This is a genomic window from Arthrobacter sp. PGP41, assembly GCF_002953935.1.
GTDB lineage: Bacteria > Actinomycetota > Actinomycetes > Actinomycetales > Micrococcaceae > Arthrobacter.
This window is the reverse complement of sequence record NZ_CP026514.1, coordinates 4,154,276-4,172,568: the sequence shown is the minus strand read 5'-3', so window position 1 is coordinate 4,172,568 and position 18,293 is coordinate 4,154,276. Positions and strand designations below refer to the sequence as shown.

Sequence of the window (18,293 nt, the reverse complement as noted above, 5' to 3'; positions counted from 1 at the left end):
AACTGGAAGGGGCCGACGGCGGGTGCTTCCCGCCGTCGGCCCCTTGCTGTCCGCTGTGGTCCGGCCAGCTTCAGTTGACCGCGTTGCCGAGCTGGCGAAGGGGGGTCTTGCTGGTTTCGCGCGCCCAGAGGGCGCCGGCGACGGCCAGTACGGATGAGCCTGCGACGATCCATGCGGCCGGTCCCCAGTTGGCTTTGTCTGCTCCCACCAGGGCCGTGCCCAGGAGCGGGGTGAAGCCGGCGCAGAGGATGCCGATCTGCAGGCCGATGGCCATGCCGGAGTATCGGACCTTCACGTTGAACAGCTCGGAGAACCACGCAGGGTAGATCGCGTTGGACATGGCGTAGGTGCCGGCGGTGATCAGCGTGCTGGTCAGGAAGATCATGGGGATGTTTCCAGTGGAGATCACCGAGAAGTACACGAAGATCATGGCTCCGGATCCGAGCACGCCGGTGATGAACACCGGACGCCGGCCGAACCGGTCCGAGAAATGGGCCATGAGCGGCTGCGTGCCGATAGCCAGGACGTTTCCGAGGATGCTGACCCAGAGCATGGTTGAAGCCGGAACTCCCACGGTGACAGCGTAGGCAAGGCCGAAGGACTGCATGAAGGTGTTCGTGACGGTTTCGAAGGACATCAGGGCCACCTGGAAGAACTGGGCCGGATGGGTCTTGAACATCTTCGCGAAGGGGAGCTTCACCAGTTCCCCGTGGTCGTGCTTTTCTTCGAAGACTTCCGGCTCCTCCAACGACCGCCGCACCAGGTAGGCAACGATCAGCACCAGGATGGATCCCCAGAAGGGGATTCGCCAGCCCCACGCCAGCCGGTCGGCCTCGCTCATGGCGGCCACGGGAAGGAAGGCCAGTGACGCCAGGACGATACCGGCGGAGATGCCGCTCATAGCGAAGCTGGCGAAGAATCCGCGACGGCCTTCGGGAGCTTCCTCGGTGGAAAGGGCAGATGCGCCGGCGGTTTCCGCTCCTGCGGAGAGGCCCTGCATCAGCCGGAGCAGTACCAGGAGGGCAGGCGCCCAGTAGCCGGCGCTATTGAAGTCCGGCAGGATCCCAATGAGGAACGTGGCAGCGCCCATGAGGACGAGGGTCAGGACCAGTGTGTTCTTGCGGCCGATTTTGTCGCCCAGGTGGCCGAACACGACAGCACCGAAGGGCCGGGCGACGTAGGCGACGCCGAAGGTGGCGAAGGAGGCGATCAATGCGACGGTGGGATCGCCTGCGGGAAAGAAGATCTTGGAGAAGATCAGCGACGCTGCGGTCGCGTAGATAAAGAAGTCGTAGTACTCAAGTGCGCCTCCGAGGAAGGCGGCCAAGGCGGCTTTCTTGGCGCGCTTGAGCTGGCGTTCCGCCTGGGCAGCCGTCGCGGCCTCTGTCCCCGCTGCGATGTTCGTCATTTTCAGTTCCTTCCACGCTGAAGGCGGTGGGTTGATGTACGCATAGCGAACAAGTGTGCGAAATGCGTTTAGAACGAGCATACTAGGTGGTGAGGCGTATCACAACGCCGTTTCCCCAAGGCACTCAGCGAGAGCTGTCCGTCCTTTCCGAAAGGCAGAATATGGCAGACCCTGCAGCAGCTTCCCGCCTGTTCCTGATCGGCTCCGCGGCCTCTGAGGCGATGTCCCCTGCACTCTGGAATCCTGTGCTGGACCAGCTCGGCAGCCCCTGGACCTATGACGCTTGGGACGTGGGGCAGGATGCGGACATGGCTGCCGTCCGCGCCCGGCTCCTCATGCCGGACGTGGTCGCGGCCAACGTGACCATGCCCCACAAGCAGTGGGCGGCCCGCGCGGCCGACACGGCAACAGAAGCGGTCCGGCTGGGCGGAGCCTGCAACCTGCTGGTCAGGCAGGGCAGCACGCTGTCCGGTCATAACACGGACATTATCGCCGCGGGCGCGCTGCTCGGCGATGGATACCAGCGCCATGCCCTGATGATGGGGGCGGGCGGTGCGGCCAGGGCGGCCCTGATCGCCCTCAAGGGGCAGGTGGGCCGGGTCACTATCGCGGACAGGGACGCCCGTGCCGCCGCAGACCTGCTGGGCCTTGCCCGGGGCCTCGGTATCGCCGCCGAGAGTGTGGCCTGGCAGGAAGCACAGGACCTGGCTGCCGGGGCCACTTTGGTTGTCAATGCGACTCCCATCGGAAAGAGCCCCGCCGACGAAGCGGTCTGGGGTAACGGGCCGCTGGCCCGGGACGCCCTGGTTTACGACTTTGTGTACGCGAGCCATGCCACCGCCAGCATTGTCCGGGCTGAAGAGCTCGGGGCTTCGTGCATCGACGGCTGGGACCATCTTCGTGAGCAGGCCGTCGCCATGGTGTCCATCCTGGGGCTGCAGGCACAGGCCCCAGACCTGTTGCAGGAAGAGCTCAAGCTCCTGAAGGCAAGTCACTGACATGTGAATGCGATCGCCGGACTGTCCCCTGGGGCCGGTCACTATATGATCGAAAAGGCGCTGGCACCCGGCGCGCCCATGTGGGCCAGCCCAGAGCGTCCGGAGAGGAACACCACTGTTCATGGAGGAGCAGGCGGCCTACTTTGTAAAGTCGGTTGAGAAGGCTTTCGACGTACTGCTGGCCTTCACCCCGGAGGCTCCACGGTTGACGGTTTCCCAGGTAGCGGCCCGGACGGATATGACCCGTGCGTCTGCACGACGTTTCCTCCTGACGCTTGCCGACCTCGGTTACATCCGTGCGGAAGGCCCCCATTTCGAGTTGACCGCCCGCTCCCTGAACATCGGCAGGTCTTTCCTGGCGGGACTCGACCTGCCCAGGATCGCAGAACCCCACCTCAAAGCCCTGGCCGCGAACCTCAACGAAACAACAGCCCTGTGCATCCTTGAGGGTGCTGACGTGGTCTACGTCGTATGTGTCCCGTCCCCTCGGCTGCTCAGCGTCTCGATCACCGTCGGCACGAGGTTTCCGGCGTGGGCAACGTCCATGGGCCGCGTGCTCCTTGGGGGGTTGCCGGAACCCGAACTGGACTCCTACCTGCAGCAGGTCCAGTTGCAGCGTTTTACCGGGCGGACGGTGGGAAGCCCTGAGGAGCTCCGCGCCGAAGTGGAATCGGCCCGGAAAAAGGGCTGGTCGATGGTGTCGGAAGAACTCGAGGAGGGCCTGCGCGGCGTCGCCGTGCCGGTGTGGCGGGGAAAGGACCTCGTCGCGGCCGCGAACGTATCGCTGCAGACCCACAGGGCTTCCGCCGAAGTCCTCGAAGAGACCGTAATCCCCCAGCTGCAGGAAACGGCAAAGTCGATCGCCATCGATTTCGGCGGGCACCGGGCTTAAGGTAACTGTTTGCCACCCAAGCACGCCGCCCCACTCCCGCGGCAGCGGTGCGGGCCATAGACTCTAGCCAACTACGTGCAGCAGAGCCGCTCCGCGACGTTCCCGCCGGTCAGCCGGTCGGGCGCCACCGTGAGGCCCTGCCGCGAGCTACTGCAGCGAGGGGAGTCGGCGGGTGAAAATAGGCATACCGCGGGAACGCCGGGAGGGTGAACGGCGTGTGGCAGCCACACCGGAAACGGTGAAGCAACTGGCGGCGCTCGGCGTCGAGGTACTCCTGGAGGAAGATGCCGGTGCGGCGGCAGGGTATCCCGACCTGGCATACACCCAGGCCGGCGTGCGCCTCGTCCGTGAACTCGACCTGGCTCAACTGGACGTCCTGGCCCACGTCCGGCCCCTGGACCCGGAAACCGCCCGCTCCCTGAAAAGGGGAGCCGTCACGGTAGGCCTCGCATCACCGTCGTCCGAACTCCCAACGGTTGAAGCGCTCGCCGACGCCGGGGTGACCGCCTTTGCCCTGGAATTGGTGCCCCGCATCTCCCGGGCCCAATCCATGGACGCCCTCAGCTCCCAGGCGCTGGTGGCCGGCTACCGGTGCGTCCTGGAAGCGGCCATCCGGCTGCCCAGGTTTTTTCCGCTGTACATGACCGCCGCAGGGACCGTTCCGCCCGCCCGTGTCCTGGTGCTCGGCGCGGGCGTGGCCGGCCTCCAGGCCATCGGCACCGCAAAACGCCTGGGTGCGCGCGTCTTCGCCAACGACATCCGCCCGGCCTCCGCGGACGAGGTGGCATCCATGGGCGGCACCTTCGTCCGGCTGGACGTTGAAGCGGCCGAGGCTGCGGGCGGCTACGCGCGCCAGCTCAGTTCCGACGCCGGCACCCGGCAGCGCCAGCTGCTCGCTCCGCACGTGGCCCAGGCGGACGTGCTGATTACGACGGCGGCCGTCCCCGGCAGGCGCGCACCCCTCCTGGTCACCACCGAGATGGTACAGGGCATGCGGGCCGGTTCCGTCGTCGTCGACCTCGCCGCAGAGTCCGGCGGCAACGTGGAAGCCGTGGTTCCCGGCCAGGACGTCTCGGTGCCTACGGCGGACGGTTCCGGCTTCGTCACGCTGGTGGGACTGAAGGATGCCCCCTCGGCCATGGCCTCGGACGCTTCCCGCCTCTACGCCAAGAACGTTGCCAACCTGCTTGCGCTCATGGTCCGGGACGGCGCCCTGATCCCCGACTTCGGGGACGAGGTGCTGGCGGGCGCCTGCCTGACGCATGACGGCGAAGTGCGGCACCGGCCGACGGCGGAACTGCTGGCGGAGCGGGCCGGCAGCCGGCGGGAAGGGGTGCTCTGATGGACGGGATCAGCCTGCTGACCATCACGGTGCTGGCGGTGTTCGTGGGCTTCGAGGTGGTTTCGAAGGTCTCCAGCACCCTGCACACGCCCCTGATGTCCGGCGCCAACGCCATCCACGGGATCATCCTGGTGGGCGCCATCATTGTGGCCGGCCAGGCAGCGGACCCGTGGGTGCTCGCAGTGGCCCTCCTCGCCGTCGTCCTTGCCACCGCCAACCTCGTCGGCGGCTTCGTGGTGACCGACCGGATGCTGCACATGTTCCATGCAAAGAAACAGGTCAGCACGAAAGAGGCAACGGGGAAGGCGGACGGCAGATGAGCTTCCTCGATCCCGTATGGACCTCGCTCCTGTACCTCATTGCCGCCGTCTTCTTTATCCTGGCGCTGCGCGGGCTCAGCTCCCCGCGGACGGCCCGACGGGGCAATCTGGTTGGCGCTCTGGGAGCGCTGATCGCCGTCGTCACCGTGTTCCTGTCCGCACGGCTGGAAAACATTCCCTGGATCCTGGCGGCCATAGCCGTGGGGTCGGCGGTTGCGGCCCCTGTGGCGCGGCGGGTCAAAATGACCCAGATGCCGCAGCTCGTGGCGCTGTTCAACGGCGTGGGCGGCGGGGCGGCGGCGCTGGTGGCGCTCCTTGAACTCAGCCATGCCGGCGACCCCTGGATGCGGCTGGCGATTGTCTTCACGCTCCTGGTGGGCGCTGTGTCCTTCGCAGGCTCGGGGGTCACGTTCGCGAAGCTGCAGGAACTCATGACAACGCGGCCGGTGGTGTTCCCCGGGCTGCCTGTGGTGATGGCCGCGGTGCTGCTTGCCGCCGTTGCGGCCGCCGCCGCCGTCGTTTTCACCGGTTCCCTGCCGCTCGCGTCGCTGCTGCTGGTCCTGGGCCTGGCCGCCGGCATCCTGCTGGTGCTGCCCGTGGGCGGGGCCGACGTCCCGATCGTCATCTCGCTGCTCAACGCGTTCACCGGCCTGGCCGTCGCCGCCTCCGGCGTGGTGCTGGGGAACGTGCTCCTGGTGGTTGCCGGCACGCTGGTGGGCGCCTCCGGTACCATCCTTACCCGGGCCATGGCGGCTGCCATGGGCCGGAGCGTGGCCGGTATCCTGTTCGGCGCCTTCCGGGGAGGTTCGACGGCGGGATCCACCGCCGTGAGCGAGCGTCCCGTGCGGTCCTCCAGCGCGGAGGACGTGGCGGTGCTCCTGGGCTACGCGCAGCGTGTGATCATTGTTCCGGGCTATGGCCTGGCGGTTGCGCAGGGCCAGCACACGGCTGCCGAACTGGCGCTGGCCCTTGAGGGGCGGGGCATCGAGGTGGATTTCGCCATCCACCCCGTGGCGGGCCGGATGCCCGGTCATATGAACGTGCTCCTGGCCGAGGCGAACGTGCCGTACGAGTCGCTGAAGGAAATGGGCGAGATCAACCCGCAGTTCAAAACCGCGGATGTTGCCCTGGTGGTGGGTGCAAACGACGTGGTGAACCCTGCGGCCAAGACGTCACAGGGCTCGCCCATTTACGGCATGCCCATCCTGGAAGTGGCCGACGCCCGGCAGGTGATTTTCCTCAAGCGGTCCATGCGGCCGGGTTTCGCCGGGATCGAGAATGACCTGCTCTACGAGCCCCAGACGTCCCTGCTGTTCGGCGACGCAAAGGACTCACTGGCGCAGGTGCTCGGGGCGGTCAAGGCGCTGTAGCTTCCGGCCTGCCGCCTGCCTGCTTCGAACCCTTCGCGGGGCAGGCTAGTCTTCTTCCAGAAGTAGCCTTTCCATTCGCCACCGAAGGACGCCATGACTGCCAACAGCTCCACTTCACTCCAGCGCGCCGCAATCATCGTCAATCCAGCCAAGCCCGTGGACATCGACGTGCGCGGCCTGGTGGCCAAGCACTGTGTGGAAAACGGCTGGGGCGAGCCGCTTTGGTTCGAAACCACCAAGGAGGATCCCGGCGTCGGCCAGGCCAAGGAAGCACTCGCCCAGGGTGCGGACATAGTCATCGCGGCCGGCGGCGACGGGACCGTGCGGTGCGTTGCCGAGGTCCTCTCCGGTGGCGACGTCCCGATGGGCCTGCTCCCGCTCGGCACGGGAAACCTCCTGGCCCGCAACCTTGGCATGGACGTCACCGACTACGACGGCGCCATGGCCGGCGCCCTGATCGGAACCGAACGGAAGATCGACGTCGTCCGGGCCCGCCGCAGCGACCCGGACAAGGAGCAGCTGTTCCTGGTCATGGCCGGGGTGGGATACGACGCCACCATCATGGCCGACACCAACGAGGAGCTGAAGGACAAGGTGGGCTGGCTGGCCTACGTGGACGCCGGCATCCGCAACCTCCCGGGCAAACCGGTGAAGGCCACCATTGTGATTGACGGCAAGACTGCCGTGCACCGCGGCGTCCGTAGCGTCATGGTGGGCAACTGCGGCAAGGTCCAGGGCGGCCTGGAGATCTTTCCCGAGGCCAAGATGGACGACGGCCTGCTCGATGTGGCCGTGCTGGCCCCGCACCACGGAAAGCTGGGATGGCTGTCCGTGGTTGCGGGGATGATCGGCAAGGGCCGGGGCAAGGACACCGCGGTGGAGTACTACCAGGGCAAGACCGTGGAGATCACCCTGGAGCACAACGACGACTACCAGCTGGACGGCGACCACGAAGGGCAGGGCAAGCACGTCCTGATGACCATGGACCCGTCCGCCCTGATCATTCGGATGTAGCCCAACTAGGTAGCGCCAAGTGTCGTTTTGGGGCCCTATAACGACACTTAGCGCTACCTAGTTGGGGAGACCCGGGGCCGGACGGTGGGCCAGGATTTCGGCCAGCTCCGCCAGCCTGTGGGCGCGGGCCGATTCCGCCGGGGTGAACGGCTCCCCGGGCCGCGCAAAGGTGATGGGACCGTGCCAGGCCGTGGGAATTTTGATCCGCGTGCCGGCGTCGTGCCTTTCCAGGCGCGCCTCCGCCGGAGAAAGGATCCGTGCCCGCAACAGCTCCGCCACGGCAAGCGGCAGCTCATCCGGCGCGTCCGCGATCCGTGCCGCGAGGCTGAGCGCCTTCGTCTGCCCGTCCGCCATGGCCAGGGCTGTTGTGGGCCAGGCGCGGGACCGGGTGCCGCCGGCCTGCTGCAGCGCCTCGAGCAGCTGGTGTTCATCCACATCACCGGGCGTGGACAGCACAAACTCGTCCAGCACTCCGCCGGCCACCGGATGCACGTGGATGCTCAGGATGTTCGTGTCCAGGCGGGCCAGGGCCTTGGTCACCTTCTGCAGCGCTCCCGGCTCATCCCGGAGGACGGTGCGCGCCCGCCACAGCGCCGGCGCCACAGCCAGCCGCCGCCGGTGCCGCAGGGCCGGAGCATGCAGCCAGCTACGGAGCACCCGGGCCGCGGAGGGCTCCGCCACCCAGATGACAAGGACAGTGGCAGTGACAGTCAACACCATGACCTTGGCCAGGTAGGAAAGTTCGGTGCCCACCACCAGCGCGTGGACCAGGAGCTCAATGGGAAGCATCACCGCCACGTTGGCCAGGGTCAGCCGCGTCCGGGTCGGTTCCGGCATCAGGCCGCAGACCTCGCAACTCAGTTCAGCCTCGGGAGTGGTCCTTGCGCTGGGCTTCATGGTCCAAGGATGGCGCGGCGCTGTTTCGGGGGTATTGCCCGGCTGTTCCGATCTCGCGACGCGTGCCGGGCGTAGGATCCTGGAGGACGTCGTGGGTGCCTTCGTTCCGCTCTTCTTCCTGGTGCTGCCGGGCCGGCTGGACACGCGCCAGCGGAAGGCGCGCTCAGGGCGCAAGCAGCCGCCGGACTGCTGCGGCGATGGCTGCAGCAGCTGGCTGCCCGTCCCGCCGGACCGTGAGCAGGTGGAGCATCAAGCCGTCGCCGTAGTCCGCCACGTCCCGGGCCCGGGCGGCCGGTGAGGGACAGCACCAGCCTGGCCAGCTGGTCGGCAAGCTCCGCAACGTTTTCCGGCGGGCTCGACGGAGCGAGGCCCTGGAGCAGCTGGCCGTGGAGCTGCTCCATGCGGTTCAGCACCGCCTCCACCAGGGCCGCGCGGGTCCGGTAGTAGTTGGACTTTGTGCCTTCGGCGAGCTGCGCCGCCGCGTCAACGGTTCCGCCGGCTGATCAGCGAACAGGAGCGGCCGGCTGCAGGGCGCCCTCCCCGGACCCGGTGGTCCCGGGAACGCCGGGGCCAGGCGCGGCGGACGCGGGCGGAAGGGCCGGCAGCCGCTTCTTCCGTGACCCGCCCCGGCTGGAGCGGCCGTACACCAGGTACATGGTCACCCCGGTGATGACCATCAGGAGCACGGTATACACAAAGGTGTTGGCGACGCCGGCCACGCCCTCCGCGCCGTCCGTGTTCGCCTTGATCACCAGGCCCAGCGGCTGGACCAAGGGGTGGGCCAGGAAGATGGCGGTGTCGTAGTCGTCGAGCAGGCTGTTGAAATTCAGTGCCGTGATGGCAGCGGCAGCCGGGAGCACCAGCGGCAGGAGGATCCGCCGGAAGACATACAGCGTCTTGGCGCCCATGATGGCCGCTGCTTCCTCCAGGGAGGAATTCACCGATGCGAAGGACGCTTTGAGCATCCGCAGCGTGAACGGGATTTTGACCGTGACAAAAGCGATCAGCAGGATCACGGTGGTGCCGGTGAGCACCGCCCCGCCCACCAGGGGATTGGGGTGGTCGTAGCTGATGATGAGGCCAAGGGCCAGTAGCGCGGACGGCAGGATCCAGGGGATGTGGAGCAGGTATTCGAAGACCGACGCCACCCAGTTTTTGTACTTCTGCAGCAGCCGGGCCACAAACAGCAGCCCGCCCACGGCAATGATGGCTGCCAGGGCGCTATAGACCACGCTGACGATGAACGGCCGCAGCCCCGACGGCTGGGTGAGGACCCGCACGTAGTTCTCAAGCGTCAGGCTGCCGAGTGAAAGCTGGCCGGTCTGAATCGCAGCGCCGTCGGCGAACGAGTACAGGACAATCAGCACCACCGGCAGCGTGTAGACGGCGAACAGCAGGTAGGCAACAGCGTGGACAGCCGCGTTGGCCGCCGGGTTGGTGATGTCCTGCTTCTGCAGGGCCGAGGAAACCTTGGACACCGAGAAGTAGGTGCCGCCCTTCTCCAGCCGCGACATCACTGCGAGCATCAGGATCGTGGCCAGCCCAAGGATCACCGCCAGCAGCGCAGCCAGGTCCCTGGAAGTGGGGCTGTTAGTGAAGGTCAGGATCATTGGGGTGACGGTCTGGAAGTCCCGCCCGCCCAGCACCTGCGGAGCGCTCAGGGCGCCCAGCCCGGTGAGGAAGGACAGGATGGTGACTGCGAACAGGGTGGGCTTGAGCATGGGCAGCACGATCCGGCGCAGGATGGTCCAGGTTGAGGCCCCCAGGTTCCGGGCCGCTTCAATGGTCTGGTAGTCGATGCCCTTCAGCGCGTTGGCCACGAACAGCATGTGGTTGGTGGTGGTGGCGAATGTCATTACCACCAGGACTGCGAAGAAGCCAGAGAACCAGCCGGGGTCCATGCCGGGGAACACCTTCACCAGCAGCGAGGTGACGATTCCCTTGTCCCCGTAAATGAACTTGTACCCGGCGGCCAGGACAATGCCGCCGTAGATAAAGGTGGATGCATAGCCGAGGAACAGGATCCTGGAGCCGCGGATCCGGAAGTAGTGCGTCACCAGGACAATGAACACGCCCACCAGGTTCACCGTGACGGACAGGGCCACCGCCAGCAGGAAACTGTTGCCGAGCGCCTTCATGGCCCGCTGGGACGAGAAGAGCTTTTCCGCCGCCCTCCCGGAGAAGCTGCCGTCCGGGAAGAAAGTGGCTATCAGGACGTTGATGTTCGGCCACACCAGGAATGCCGCAATGAACCAGGTCAGGACCACGCCAACCACCAGCACGAAGGGGGAGCGGGCCATGCTGCGGACCGCGGTGCTGCTCATGGCAGGACTGCTGCCGGGTGCTGCTGCCGAAGGGCAGCCCCCGTCGCAGGGTGGTACTGCAGGACGTGCCCGGGCTGGAGGTAGACCGTGGTTTCCGTGCCCGGCTCAGGGTGGGCGCCGCCGTCCTCCTTCACCAGCAACCGGATGTCCGCTCCGTGGCTGCGCACCACATAGCGGCTGTGCAGGCCGTGGTAGGTGCGGGACACCACCGTGCCGGAAAGTCCGACGGCGCCGCCTCCTTCAGCCCCGCGGTCCAGGGACGCTTTTTCCACCCGAAGGTAGGACTTGGCGTCCGTGTTGAGCCCTGCCCCCGCAAGCCGGTTCAGTTCCGCCACGAACTCCGGGGTCAGCGCGGAGCTGTCGCCGATGAAGTTGCAGACAAACTCCGAGGCCGAGTGGTCGTAGATCTCCTGCGGCGTCCCCACCTGTTCCACCACGCCCTTGTTGAACACTGCCACCCGGTCGCTCATGGCCAGCGCCTCGTCCTGGTCGTGGGTGACGTACACCGTGGTGATGCCGAACTCGCTCTGCAGGTCCTTGAGCTGCTGCCGTAGCTGGTGGCGCAGTTTGGCATCCAGGTTGGACAGCGGCTCGTCCAGCAGGAGGATTTTGGGCCGCAGCACGAGCGCCCGTGCCACGGCAACCCTCTGCTGCTGTCCGCCGGACAGCTCCGCCACATTCTTGGACAACTGCTCATCGCTGAGCTCCACCCGCCGCGCGATGTCCCGGACCAGGCGGTCACTGTCCGCCGGTTTCTCCTTCCTGACCCTGAGTCCGAAGGCGATGTTCTCCCACACGCTCATGCTGGGGAAGAGGGCATAGTTTTGGAACACCATGCCCACCTGCCTCTTGTCGCTGGGAAGGCGGGTAACGTCCTTGCCGTCAACGTGCACCCTGCCGGCGGAAGGCTGGATGAAGCCCGCCAACGTCCGCAGGGCAGTCGTTTTCCCGCAGCCGGACGGCCCCAGGAGGGTGAAAAACTCCCCCGGGCGCACGTGCAGGTCAAGGTTGGGGATGGCGGTGAAATCACCAAAGGAAACTTCGATGTTGTCCAAGCGGATCATGGCAAACCTGTCTGATGAAGCGAAGGTCGGGTTGACGGGGCCGGCTGCGGACCGGTTACGTCATGTACTCGAGTTCGATCTTCTCCACCCAGGCGCCCATGTTCTCCTGCACGAACTCCCAGTCGATGTCCTGCTGCTTGAGGTCCGCGAAGAAGTCCACCACCTCGGGGTTGGCCTGGGCTTCGGCTTCCTTGTTGACCGGCATGGAATTGAATTGCTTTGCGAACTCGCCCTGGACCTCGGAGCTGCCGAACCAGTCGATGAATTTCTTGGCCTGCTCCTCCTTCTTGGTGCCCTTCACCAGGGCGATCTGTTCCACGGCGAGCGGGACGCCCACGGACGGGATCACAGTCTCGACATTCACCTTGAAGGATTTCTCGCGCTCGGCGATGATCGAGGACGGCATCTGGCCCATGTCCACTTCGCCGGACGCGATGCGGGCAAAGAGATCGGTCTTTGCAACCGCCGGGCTGCCGTTCTGGAAGTACTGCTCCACCTGCTTCCAGCCCTCGTCGGAGATCCCAAGGTCGCCGGAATCGTCCCGGTAGCGGCTGAGGATTCCAGCGAAAACGAGCTGCGCGGTGGCGGTGCCCAGTCCGGTTACGCGCTCGTAACGGTCCTTGAACTCCTCCTTGGTCCACAGGTCGGTCCAGTCCTGCGGGGCCTTGTCCTTCGAGATCTTCTCCGAGTTGTAGCCAAGGAGGATTGCCTGCTTTACCAAGGGCCAGTAGGCCTCGCCGTCACCCAGTTCCTTGTCCACTTCGCCGGCCCAGGCCGGTTCGTAGGGCTCTAGGGCGCCTGCGGCCTTGATCTGCGAGAAGTACATGTTGTTCAACCCGAACGCGACGTCGGCAATGGGGTTGTTCTTCTCGGCAATCAGCTTGTTGGTGGCGTCTGCGCCGCCGGCACCGACAATCTCGATCTTGAAGCCTGCTTCAGCGGCCTTGGCAGTCAGCCAGTCCCCGCGGCCCTCGCCGTTGGAGTTCGTGTAGACAACCAGGGTTTCTCCCGAACCGCCTGCCGGAGCTGGGGAGGACTCCCCTGACGCGGCGGGGGTGGCGGCCCCTCCGCCGCATCCGGCAAGAAGGGTGAGGGCGACGGCGGCGGCAGCCAAGGTCTTCAATTTACGCACGATCTGGACTCATTTCTGGACTGGAATCGGAGCATGTCCGGCAAGCCTAACGCCGGGCATGCGGAATTCACGGCTGTTATGGCTATCGATTCGATAAACAGCCCGGCTGTCCACTCTGGTCCAGGCAGGAGAACGGTCGGAGGCGTACGTATGAACGGGCGGCAAAAGTTGCCCAAGGCGCCGCGGCAGGCGTCGGCAACGGCGGCCCGACGGCGGAACGTACGCGCCGCCGTCGTCAGCCCCTACTGTGCGTCTCCACTCAGCGTCTCCGTGAGGTGGTGCGTGGGGATCCTGTCCCGGTCGTAGGTGATCTCGGTATAGCCGTGCGGCTCCGGCTTGCCGGATGGGTTGAGGTTCACGAAGACGATTTCCTCGATGGTGAGGATGCTTTGGCGGGTGATCATGTTGCGGACCTCGGCGCGCATGGTCAGCGAGGTCCTGCCGAAGCGCGTGGCGGTCAGCCCCATCTCGATGAGATCGCCCTGCACAGCGGAGCTGACGAAGTTGATTTCAGAGATGTACTTGGTGACGGCGCGGCCGTTGCCGAGCTGGAGGATGGCGTAGATGGCCGCTTCCTCATCGATCCACTTCAGCAGGCTGCCGCCGAACAGCGTCCCGTTCGCGTTGAGGTCCTCGGGCCGGACCCACTTGCGGGTGCGGAAAGTGATGTCTGCTGTTTCCATAGGGCGAGGTTAGCTGAAGGCGGCGCAGGCGCATCCTGTGTGACGTACCCGCACGCCTGGCGGGGGCGGGCTGCCCCCCCGGTCCCGCGAGCCTAGGCCATGGCGGTATGGGCCGCGCTGCGGGCGTTGATGCTCTTCGCGTAGCAGTAAGAGTGTGCAACCCCGATGTAGGGTCCGAAGTTCGGAACGGCTTCAAACCCCGAGTTTTCGTAGAAGTTCCGCCCGTCCGGCTGAGCCGATCCCGCTTCCGCCTTGATCCGCGTGATTCCCTGCCTGAAGGCTTCCGCCTCAAGGGCTGCCAGGATGGAACTCGCCACACCCGAACCCCGGGTGTACGGAACCACGTACAAACGTTTGATCTCCGCAGTTTCCGCGTCGAGCATCCGCAGGCCGCCGCAGCCCACGGGCTGTCCCGAGCCCTTGTCATACGCAACAAGGAAGACTGCGCAATCGGCGCCCGACGGCGGCGGCCCGGGTTCGTGGTCGGGGGTGCCAAAGCGGGCGTCCAGTTCGGCCTGCTGGGCGCGGCGCAGATCCGCGCCCACGGGGTTGGACCAGGGGACCTGCCTGATGTTAAGCCGCGGGTTGGTCTGCATTGTGCCTCGATTCTCCGAAGGGTTATGCAAACCCAGAGTAGGAGGCGGCCGTTACGCCGTTGTTTCTTCCCGGTTAGCTGCGGGATAACGTGCAGTTTATGCACATCGCCAACTCACTTGGCTGCCTAGTTATCAGCTGGACTAGTATGATTCCATGCGCTCTATGGGTAATGAAGGCTCCGGGTATTGGTACGGGCCGGATGGTCAGTTGGACTACAGCGCGGCGGTATTGAAGTCGTTGCGGGACTATCGGACTGCTGAAACGGCGGTGCGCCGGTCCACCCGGGATTCCATGGGAATGGGTGAAACGGATATCCTCGCCCTGCGCTACCTGCTGCGGGTCCAGGCCTCCGGCAAGACGGTGGTTCCCAAGGACATCAGCCACTTCCTGGGCATCACCAGCGCATCCACCACCTCCCTCATTGACAGGCTTGTGGCGAGCGGGCATGTGCGCCGCGAGGCCCATCCCACGGACAGGCGGTCCGTAGTGGTGGTTCCCACCGTCGAATCGGACAAGGAGGTGCGCGTGACGCTCGGTGCCATGCACCGGCAGATGATGTCCGTGGCAGAAGGACTGACCGCGGAGGAGGCCCGGGTGGTGGTTAAGTTCCTGGAGCGGATGACCGAGGCGCTGCAGCAGGCGCAACACGAAGAGAAGTAACTAGCCTAGCTAGCTAGATGAGCTAGCAATATGTATGCTTACGATTATTCCCGTAATCCTTACAGCCGGAGTCGTGAGCGTCTTGGTTACCTTTACTGAGCTTTTGCCGTTGGAATCCCTTGCGTGCAGCGCGTCCTTCAACGCTTCGCCTCCGCAGGACGGGGCGGTCAGCAGTCCCGCCGTCCACTGCGGCTCCGCCATGGAACTTGTCACCCCCGCCGTGGGGCCTGCGGCCGTCGGCTACACCTTCGAGCCTGAAAACGGCGGCCCCGTCCACCTGCCCCCCGTGTGGCGGTGCGGGTGCGGTTTCCAGCTGGATGCCTGGATCGAGTCCCCTTATGGCCACGGATCCGAGGACGGGGCAGTTATGCCGGTTCCGGCCCGTCCAGCGGCGCTCTCCGCATGACCGCCCCCGCGCACCTTCGATCAACCCCGGCCGTCAACGCCGCCGCACCTACAGTGGCGGGACGCTACCAGCTCCAGGAGCTTGTTGGCCGTGGCGCGCTCGCGCAGGTTTTCCGCGCGGCGGACCTGGAAGGCGGGGCCGACGTGGCAGTGAAGGTGGCGGTAGGCGCCTCGGCCAAACACTTTGAGCGGATCAGCAACGAAGCCGCCGTCTTGGCGGGCCTGCAGCACCCCTCGATCGTCAGGTTCATCGGCCAGGGCGTGCTGCCCGGGAACTCTGCACTCGCCGGCCGCCCTTTCCTTGTGGAAGAACTTGCACTGGGCCCCAGCCTCTCGGACGCTGCCCGCATCAGCCAGTACCATCCCGACGTGGTTGCCGGCTGGGCGCGGGGCCTCTTTGAGGCGCTGGCCCACCTCCACGGGCAGGGGATGGTGCACCGCGACATCAAGCCCGCCAACCTGATGCTGAGCGGCCTGCGGCGCAGCCCTGTCCGCATCATCGATTTCGGCATCGTGGCGCCTGCCGGCTCCGCTCCTGAACCAGGCGTCTCCTCCGGGACTGTGCACTACATGAGCCCTGAGCAGGCATCGGGAGGACCGGCGCGTGCCTCCTGGGATGTCTACGCCATGGGCCTGGTCCTGCTGGAGCTGCTCACCGGAACCAAGGCGTTTCCCGGCACTGCCATCGAGTCCCTCGTGGCCAGGACCCTTCGCAGTCCGGAGGTGCCGGACTCCCTGGGTTCCGGCTGGTGTTCCTTCCTCCGGTCCCTGACGGCCATGGACAGCGCGGGACGTCCGACGGCGGGGGAGGCGGCGGACATGGCCGCGCGGCTCGTTCCCGTACCCGCCGGCGAAGCAGTCAGCCCCTGCCGCGGGATGGCGGTTTTTCCCGCCCGGCGGATCCGCCAGCTGGCCTAGGCTACGTCCCGGCCAGTGGGGTCCTCCGCGGTTGCGTCGGCGAGGGCAAGTCCGCCCACCGGGCTTCCGTCCCAGTGGATGAGCTTCCACCCGCTGTCCGGATCGCCTTCCAGCGCCACGATTCCGGTATTGGCCAGCACGTGCCGGGCGGCGAATTCGTGGTCCGCGTCCTCCGCCCGGCGTCCCGCCCAGGTGCGGATCGCCGCACCGTGGCTGACCACTGCAGCGGCCTCATGCTGCTGGTCGAGTGCCCGGTCCACGACCCGGCGGATGGCAGCATCGAAGCGGTCAAAGAACGTGTGCCCGTCCGGACCTGCCGGCATCCGGCGGTCCAGGTCCCCGGCGGCCCAGGAGAAGACCGTCCCCATGTAGCGCTTGTAGGCTTCATGGTCCGTCAGTTTCTCGAGGGAGCCGGCTTCGATTTCGTGCAGGCCTTCCAGCACCTCGACATCCAGGCTGTGCAGCCGGCCCAGCGGCGCGGCCGTGATCTGGGTCCTGATCAGCGTGGACGCGTACAGGGCGCCGATGGGCTCGTTCGCCAGCGAGCGGGCCATGGCCTCGGCCTGCCGTTCGCCGAGTTCCGTGAGGCCGGGGCCAGGATGCGCCGTATCGAGTTGGCCAAGCACGTTACCGGGAGTCTGTCCGTGGCGGATGAGCAGCAGTTTCATGCTTTCAGTTTCGCACTCCCCTATCCCCTGAACGACGCCCGAAAGCCCGGATGACCCGCAAGAAAGGCGCCGGGCCTTGGGAGCCCGGCGCCGTCGTCGTACTTTTACTTGAGGTGGTCCACCAGCTGGTCGGCGATGCCGGTGTACTTTCCGGGGGTCAGGGCGAGCAGCCTGGCCTCGGCCTCCGGTGACAGGCCAAGGCTTTGCACGAATTCCTGCATGCGGGCCGCGTCCACCCGCTGGCCCCGGGTGAGGTCCTTGAGCCGCTCGTAGGGGTTCTCCATGCCTTCGACGCCGGCAATCGCCTCAGCACGCATCACCATCTGGATGGCTTCCCCCAGCACTTCCCAGTTGGTGTCCAGGTCGCCCGCCAGAACGTCTTCCGCAACGTCCAGGCGCTCCAGGCCCTTGGCCACGTTGGAGATGGCCAGCAGGGAGTGGCCGAACGCCACGCCGATGTTGCGCTGGCTGGAGGAGTCGGTGAGGTCCCGCTGCCAGCGGGAGGTGACCAGCGTGGCGCCCAGGGTGTCCAGGAGGCCATTGGAGATCTCCAGGTTGGCTTCCGCGTTCTCGAAGCGGATCGGGTTCACCTTGTGCGGCATCGTGGAAGAGCCCGTGGCGCCGGCCACCGGGATCTGCGCGAAGTAGCCGATGGAAATGTAGCTCCAAATGTCCGTGCAGACGTTGTGCAGGATCCGGTTGAAGCGGGCGACGTCGGCGTAGAGCTCGGCCTGCCAGTCGTGGCTTTCGATCTGGGTGGTCAGCGGGTTCCAGGTAAGGCCCAGGCCCTCGACGAAGGATTTGGAGACCTGCTGCCAGTCGGCGCCCGGGACGGAAGCGACGTGGGCGGCGTAGGTGCCGGTGGCACCGTTGATCTTGCCCAGGTATTCGGTCCGGGCAATGCGGTCCAGCTGGCGGTTCAGGCGGTGCGCGATGACGGCGAGTTCCTTGCCCAGGGTTGTGGGCGTGGCGGGCTGGCCGTGGGTGCGGGACAGCATGGGGACGGCGCGGTTGTCCTCGGCCATCGTGCTGATCTGTGCCACCAGGGCCTGTGCCGCGGGCAGCCACACGTCCTCCACAGCGCCCTTGATGCCCAGGGCGTAGGACAGGTTGTTGATGTCCTCGGAGGTGCAGCCGAAGTGGACCATGGCCGTCAGGTTTTCGATCCCGATGGCGGGCAGGCGCCGGCCGATGTAGTACTCCACGGCCTTGACGTCGTGGACCGTGACGGCCTCGATGTCAGCAAGCTCGGCCACGGAGGAGGCGTCGAATTCCGTGACGATCGCACGCAGCTGATCCTCCTGCTCCGGGGCGAGCGGGCCGGCGCCGGGAAGGACGTTGTTGCTGGTCAGGTGGATGAGCCATTCAACTTCCACCGCCACCCGGTCCCGGTTGAGGGCCGCCTCCGAAAGGTAGTCCACCAAGGGTGCGACAGCCGACTGGTAGCGGCCATCCAGCGGGCCGAGCGCAATTTTTTCCGGGGACGCGGCGAGTGCCAGGCGTCCTGAGGGCGTACGGGTGTCAGCTGTGGCGGCAGTTTCAGGCATGTGCTGATTCTTTCATGAAGTCCGGCACCCCCTTAAGCGGCCGCTGTCCGCGTT

At 66.2% G+C, this 18,293-nt stretch carries 19 protein-coding genes; 10 read left to right on the top strand and 9 right to left on the bottom strand.

Annotated features, from left to right (window positions below):
* Nucleotides 1–70: 70 nt before the first annotated feature.
* Complete coding sequence (locus tag C3B78_RS19130) at nucleotides 71–1,408, bottom strand: MFS transporter (protein ID WP_104999468.1); 1,338 nt, start codon at nucleotides 1,406–1,408, stop codon at nucleotides 71–73.
* A 161-nt stretch (nucleotides 1,409–1,569) separates the two neighbouring features.
* Between C3B78_RS19130 and C3B78_RS19125 the strand changes: the two genes are divergently transcribed.
* The 6 genes from C3B78_RS19125 (at nucleotide 1,570) to C3B78_RS19100 (ending at nucleotide 7,344) form a co-directional block, all read left to right on the top strand.
* Nucleotides 1,570–2,406, top strand: a complete 837-nt coding sequence (locus C3B78_RS19125; RefSeq protein WP_104999467.1) for a shikimate dehydrogenase family protein — start codon at nucleotides 1,570–1,572, stop codon at nucleotides 2,404–2,406.
* 121 nt (nucleotides 2,407–2,527) lie between these two features.
* Nucleotides 2,528–3,298: an IclR family transcriptional regulator domain-containing protein gene (locus C3B78_RS19120; protein WP_104999466.1), complete on the top strand. Its 771-nt coding sequence runs from the start codon at nucleotides 2,528–2,530 to the stop codon at nucleotides 3,296–3,298.
* Between the two features lie 172 nt (nucleotides 3,299–3,470).
* Nucleotides 3,471–4,640, top strand: a complete 1,170-nt coding sequence (locus tag C3B78_RS19115; RefSeq protein WP_104999465.1) for a Re/Si-specific NAD(P)(+) transhydrogenase subunit alpha — start codon at nucleotides 3,471–3,473, stop codon at nucleotides 4,638–4,640.
* Nucleotides 4,640–4,960: an NAD(P) transhydrogenase subunit alpha gene (locus tag C3B78_RS19110; RefSeq protein WP_104999464.1), complete on the top strand. Its 321-nt coding sequence runs from the start codon at nucleotides 4,640–4,642 to the stop codon at nucleotides 4,958–4,960. The genes C3B78_RS19115 and C3B78_RS19110 overlap by 1 nt, the downstream gene beginning before the upstream one ends.
* On the top strand, nucleotides 4,957–6,330 hold the full coding sequence (locus C3B78_RS19105; RefSeq protein ID WP_104999463.1) for an NAD(P)(+) transhydrogenase (Re/Si-specific) subunit beta: 1,374 nt from the start codon (nucleotides 4,957–4,959) through the stop codon (nucleotides 6,328–6,330). Before C3B78_RS19110 ends, C3B78_RS19105 begins: the two co-directional genes overlap by 4 nt.
* A 93-nt stretch (nucleotides 6,331–6,423) precedes the next feature.
* Nucleotides 6,424–7,344, top strand: coding sequence for a diacylglycerol/lipid kinase family protein (locus C3B78_RS19100; protein WP_104999462.1), 921 nt, complete (start codon nucleotides 6,424–6,426; stop codon nucleotides 7,342–7,344).
* Nucleotides 7,345–7,401: 57 nt separating this feature from the next.
* On the opposite strand, the gene C3B78_RS19095 is transcribed toward C3B78_RS19100, so the two are convergent.
* Complete coding sequence (locus tag C3B78_RS19095) at nucleotides 7,402–8,241, bottom strand: ACT domain-containing protein (protein ID WP_104999461.1); 840 nt, start codon at nucleotides 8,239–8,241, stop codon at nucleotides 7,402–7,404.
* On the opposite strand from C3B78_RS19095, the gene C3B78_RS19785 reads away from it, so the two are divergent.
* Entirely contained in the window at nucleotides 8,123–8,539 is a 417-nt protein-coding gene (locus tag C3B78_RS19785; RefSeq protein ID WP_199775433.1) for a hypothetical protein, read from the top strand. The genes C3B78_RS19095 and C3B78_RS19785 overlap by 119 nt on opposite strands.
* Nucleotides 8,540–8,744: 205 nt before the next feature.
* Here the strand turns inward: C3B78_RS19785 and C3B78_RS19085 are convergent, their stop codons facing one another.
* The 5 genes from C3B78_RS19085 to C3B78_RS19065 all read right to left on the bottom strand — a co-directional run bounded on the left by C3B78_RS19085 (nucleotide 8,745) and on the right by C3B78_RS19065 (nucleotide 14,040).
* The gene (locus C3B78_RS19085) at nucleotides 8,745–10,565 is read right to left on the bottom strand and encodes an ABC transporter permease (protein ID WP_104999460.1); all 1,821 of its coding nucleotides are present in this window, start codon (nucleotides 10,563–10,565) and stop codon (nucleotides 8,745–8,747) included.
* A complete protein-coding gene (locus C3B78_RS19080) occupies nucleotides 10,562–11,629 on the bottom strand; it encodes an ABC transporter ATP-binding protein (RefSeq protein ID WP_104999459.1) in 1,068 nt (355 codons plus the stop codon). Before C3B78_RS19080 ends, C3B78_RS19085 begins: the two co-directional genes overlap by 4 nt.
* Before the next feature lie 55 nt (nucleotides 11,630–11,684).
* On the bottom strand, nucleotides 11,685–12,761 hold the full coding sequence (locus C3B78_RS19075; protein ID WP_104999458.1) for an extracellular solute-binding protein: 1,077 nt from the start codon (nucleotides 12,759–12,761) through the stop codon (nucleotides 11,685–11,687).
* A 242-nt stretch (nucleotides 12,762–13,003) separates the two neighbouring features.
* Nucleotides 13,004–13,444: an acyl-CoA thioesterase gene (locus C3B78_RS19070; RefSeq protein WP_104999457.1), complete on the bottom strand. Its 441-nt coding sequence runs from the start codon at nucleotides 13,442–13,444 to the stop codon at nucleotides 13,004–13,006.
* Nucleotides 13,445–13,536: 92 nt separating this feature from the next.
* Entirely contained in the window at nucleotides 13,537–14,040 is a 504-nt protein-coding gene (locus tag C3B78_RS19065; RefSeq protein ID WP_104999456.1) for a GNAT family N-acetyltransferase, read from the bottom strand.
* 154 nt (nucleotides 14,041–14,194) lie between these two features.
* Between C3B78_RS19065 and C3B78_RS19060 the strand changes: the two genes are divergently transcribed.
* The 3 genes from C3B78_RS19060 (at nucleotide 14,195) to C3B78_RS19050 (ending at nucleotide 16,024) form a co-directional block, all read left to right on the top strand.
* The gene (locus C3B78_RS19060; protein WP_104999455.1) at nucleotides 14,195–14,701 is read left to right on the top strand and encodes a MarR family winged helix-turn-helix transcriptional regulator; all 507 of its coding nucleotides are present in this window, start codon (nucleotides 14,195–14,197) and stop codon (nucleotides 14,699–14,701) included.
* 73 nt (nucleotides 14,702–14,774) lie between these two features.
* The gene (locus C3B78_RS19055; protein ID WP_104999454.1) at nucleotides 14,775–15,107 is read left to right on the top strand and encodes a hypothetical protein; all 333 of its coding nucleotides are present in this window, start codon (nucleotides 14,775–14,777) and stop codon (nucleotides 15,105–15,107) included.
* The gene (locus C3B78_RS19050) at nucleotides 15,104–16,024 is read left to right on the top strand and encodes a serine/threonine-protein kinase (protein ID WP_104999453.1); all 921 of its coding nucleotides are present in this window, start codon (nucleotides 15,104–15,106) and stop codon (nucleotides 16,022–16,024) included. Before C3B78_RS19055 ends, C3B78_RS19050 begins: the two co-directional genes overlap by 4 nt.
* On the opposite strand, the gene C3B78_RS19045 is transcribed toward C3B78_RS19050, so the two are convergent.
* Together C3B78_RS19045 and purB are read right to left on the bottom strand one after the other, a co-directional pair.
* Nucleotides 16,021–16,692, bottom strand: a complete 672-nt coding sequence (locus tag C3B78_RS19045; RefSeq protein ID WP_104999452.1) for a histidine phosphatase family protein — start codon at nucleotides 16,690–16,692, stop codon at nucleotides 16,021–16,023. The two genes, C3B78_RS19050 and C3B78_RS19045, sit on opposite strands and share 4 nt — an antisense overlap.
* Nucleotides 16,693–16,796: 104 nt before the next feature.
* Entirely contained in the window at nucleotides 16,797–18,239 is a 1,443-nt protein-coding gene (gene purB, locus C3B78_RS19040) for an adenylosuccinate lyase (RefSeq protein ID WP_104999451.1), read from the bottom strand.
* Nucleotides 18,240–18,293 lie beyond the last annotated feature (54 nt).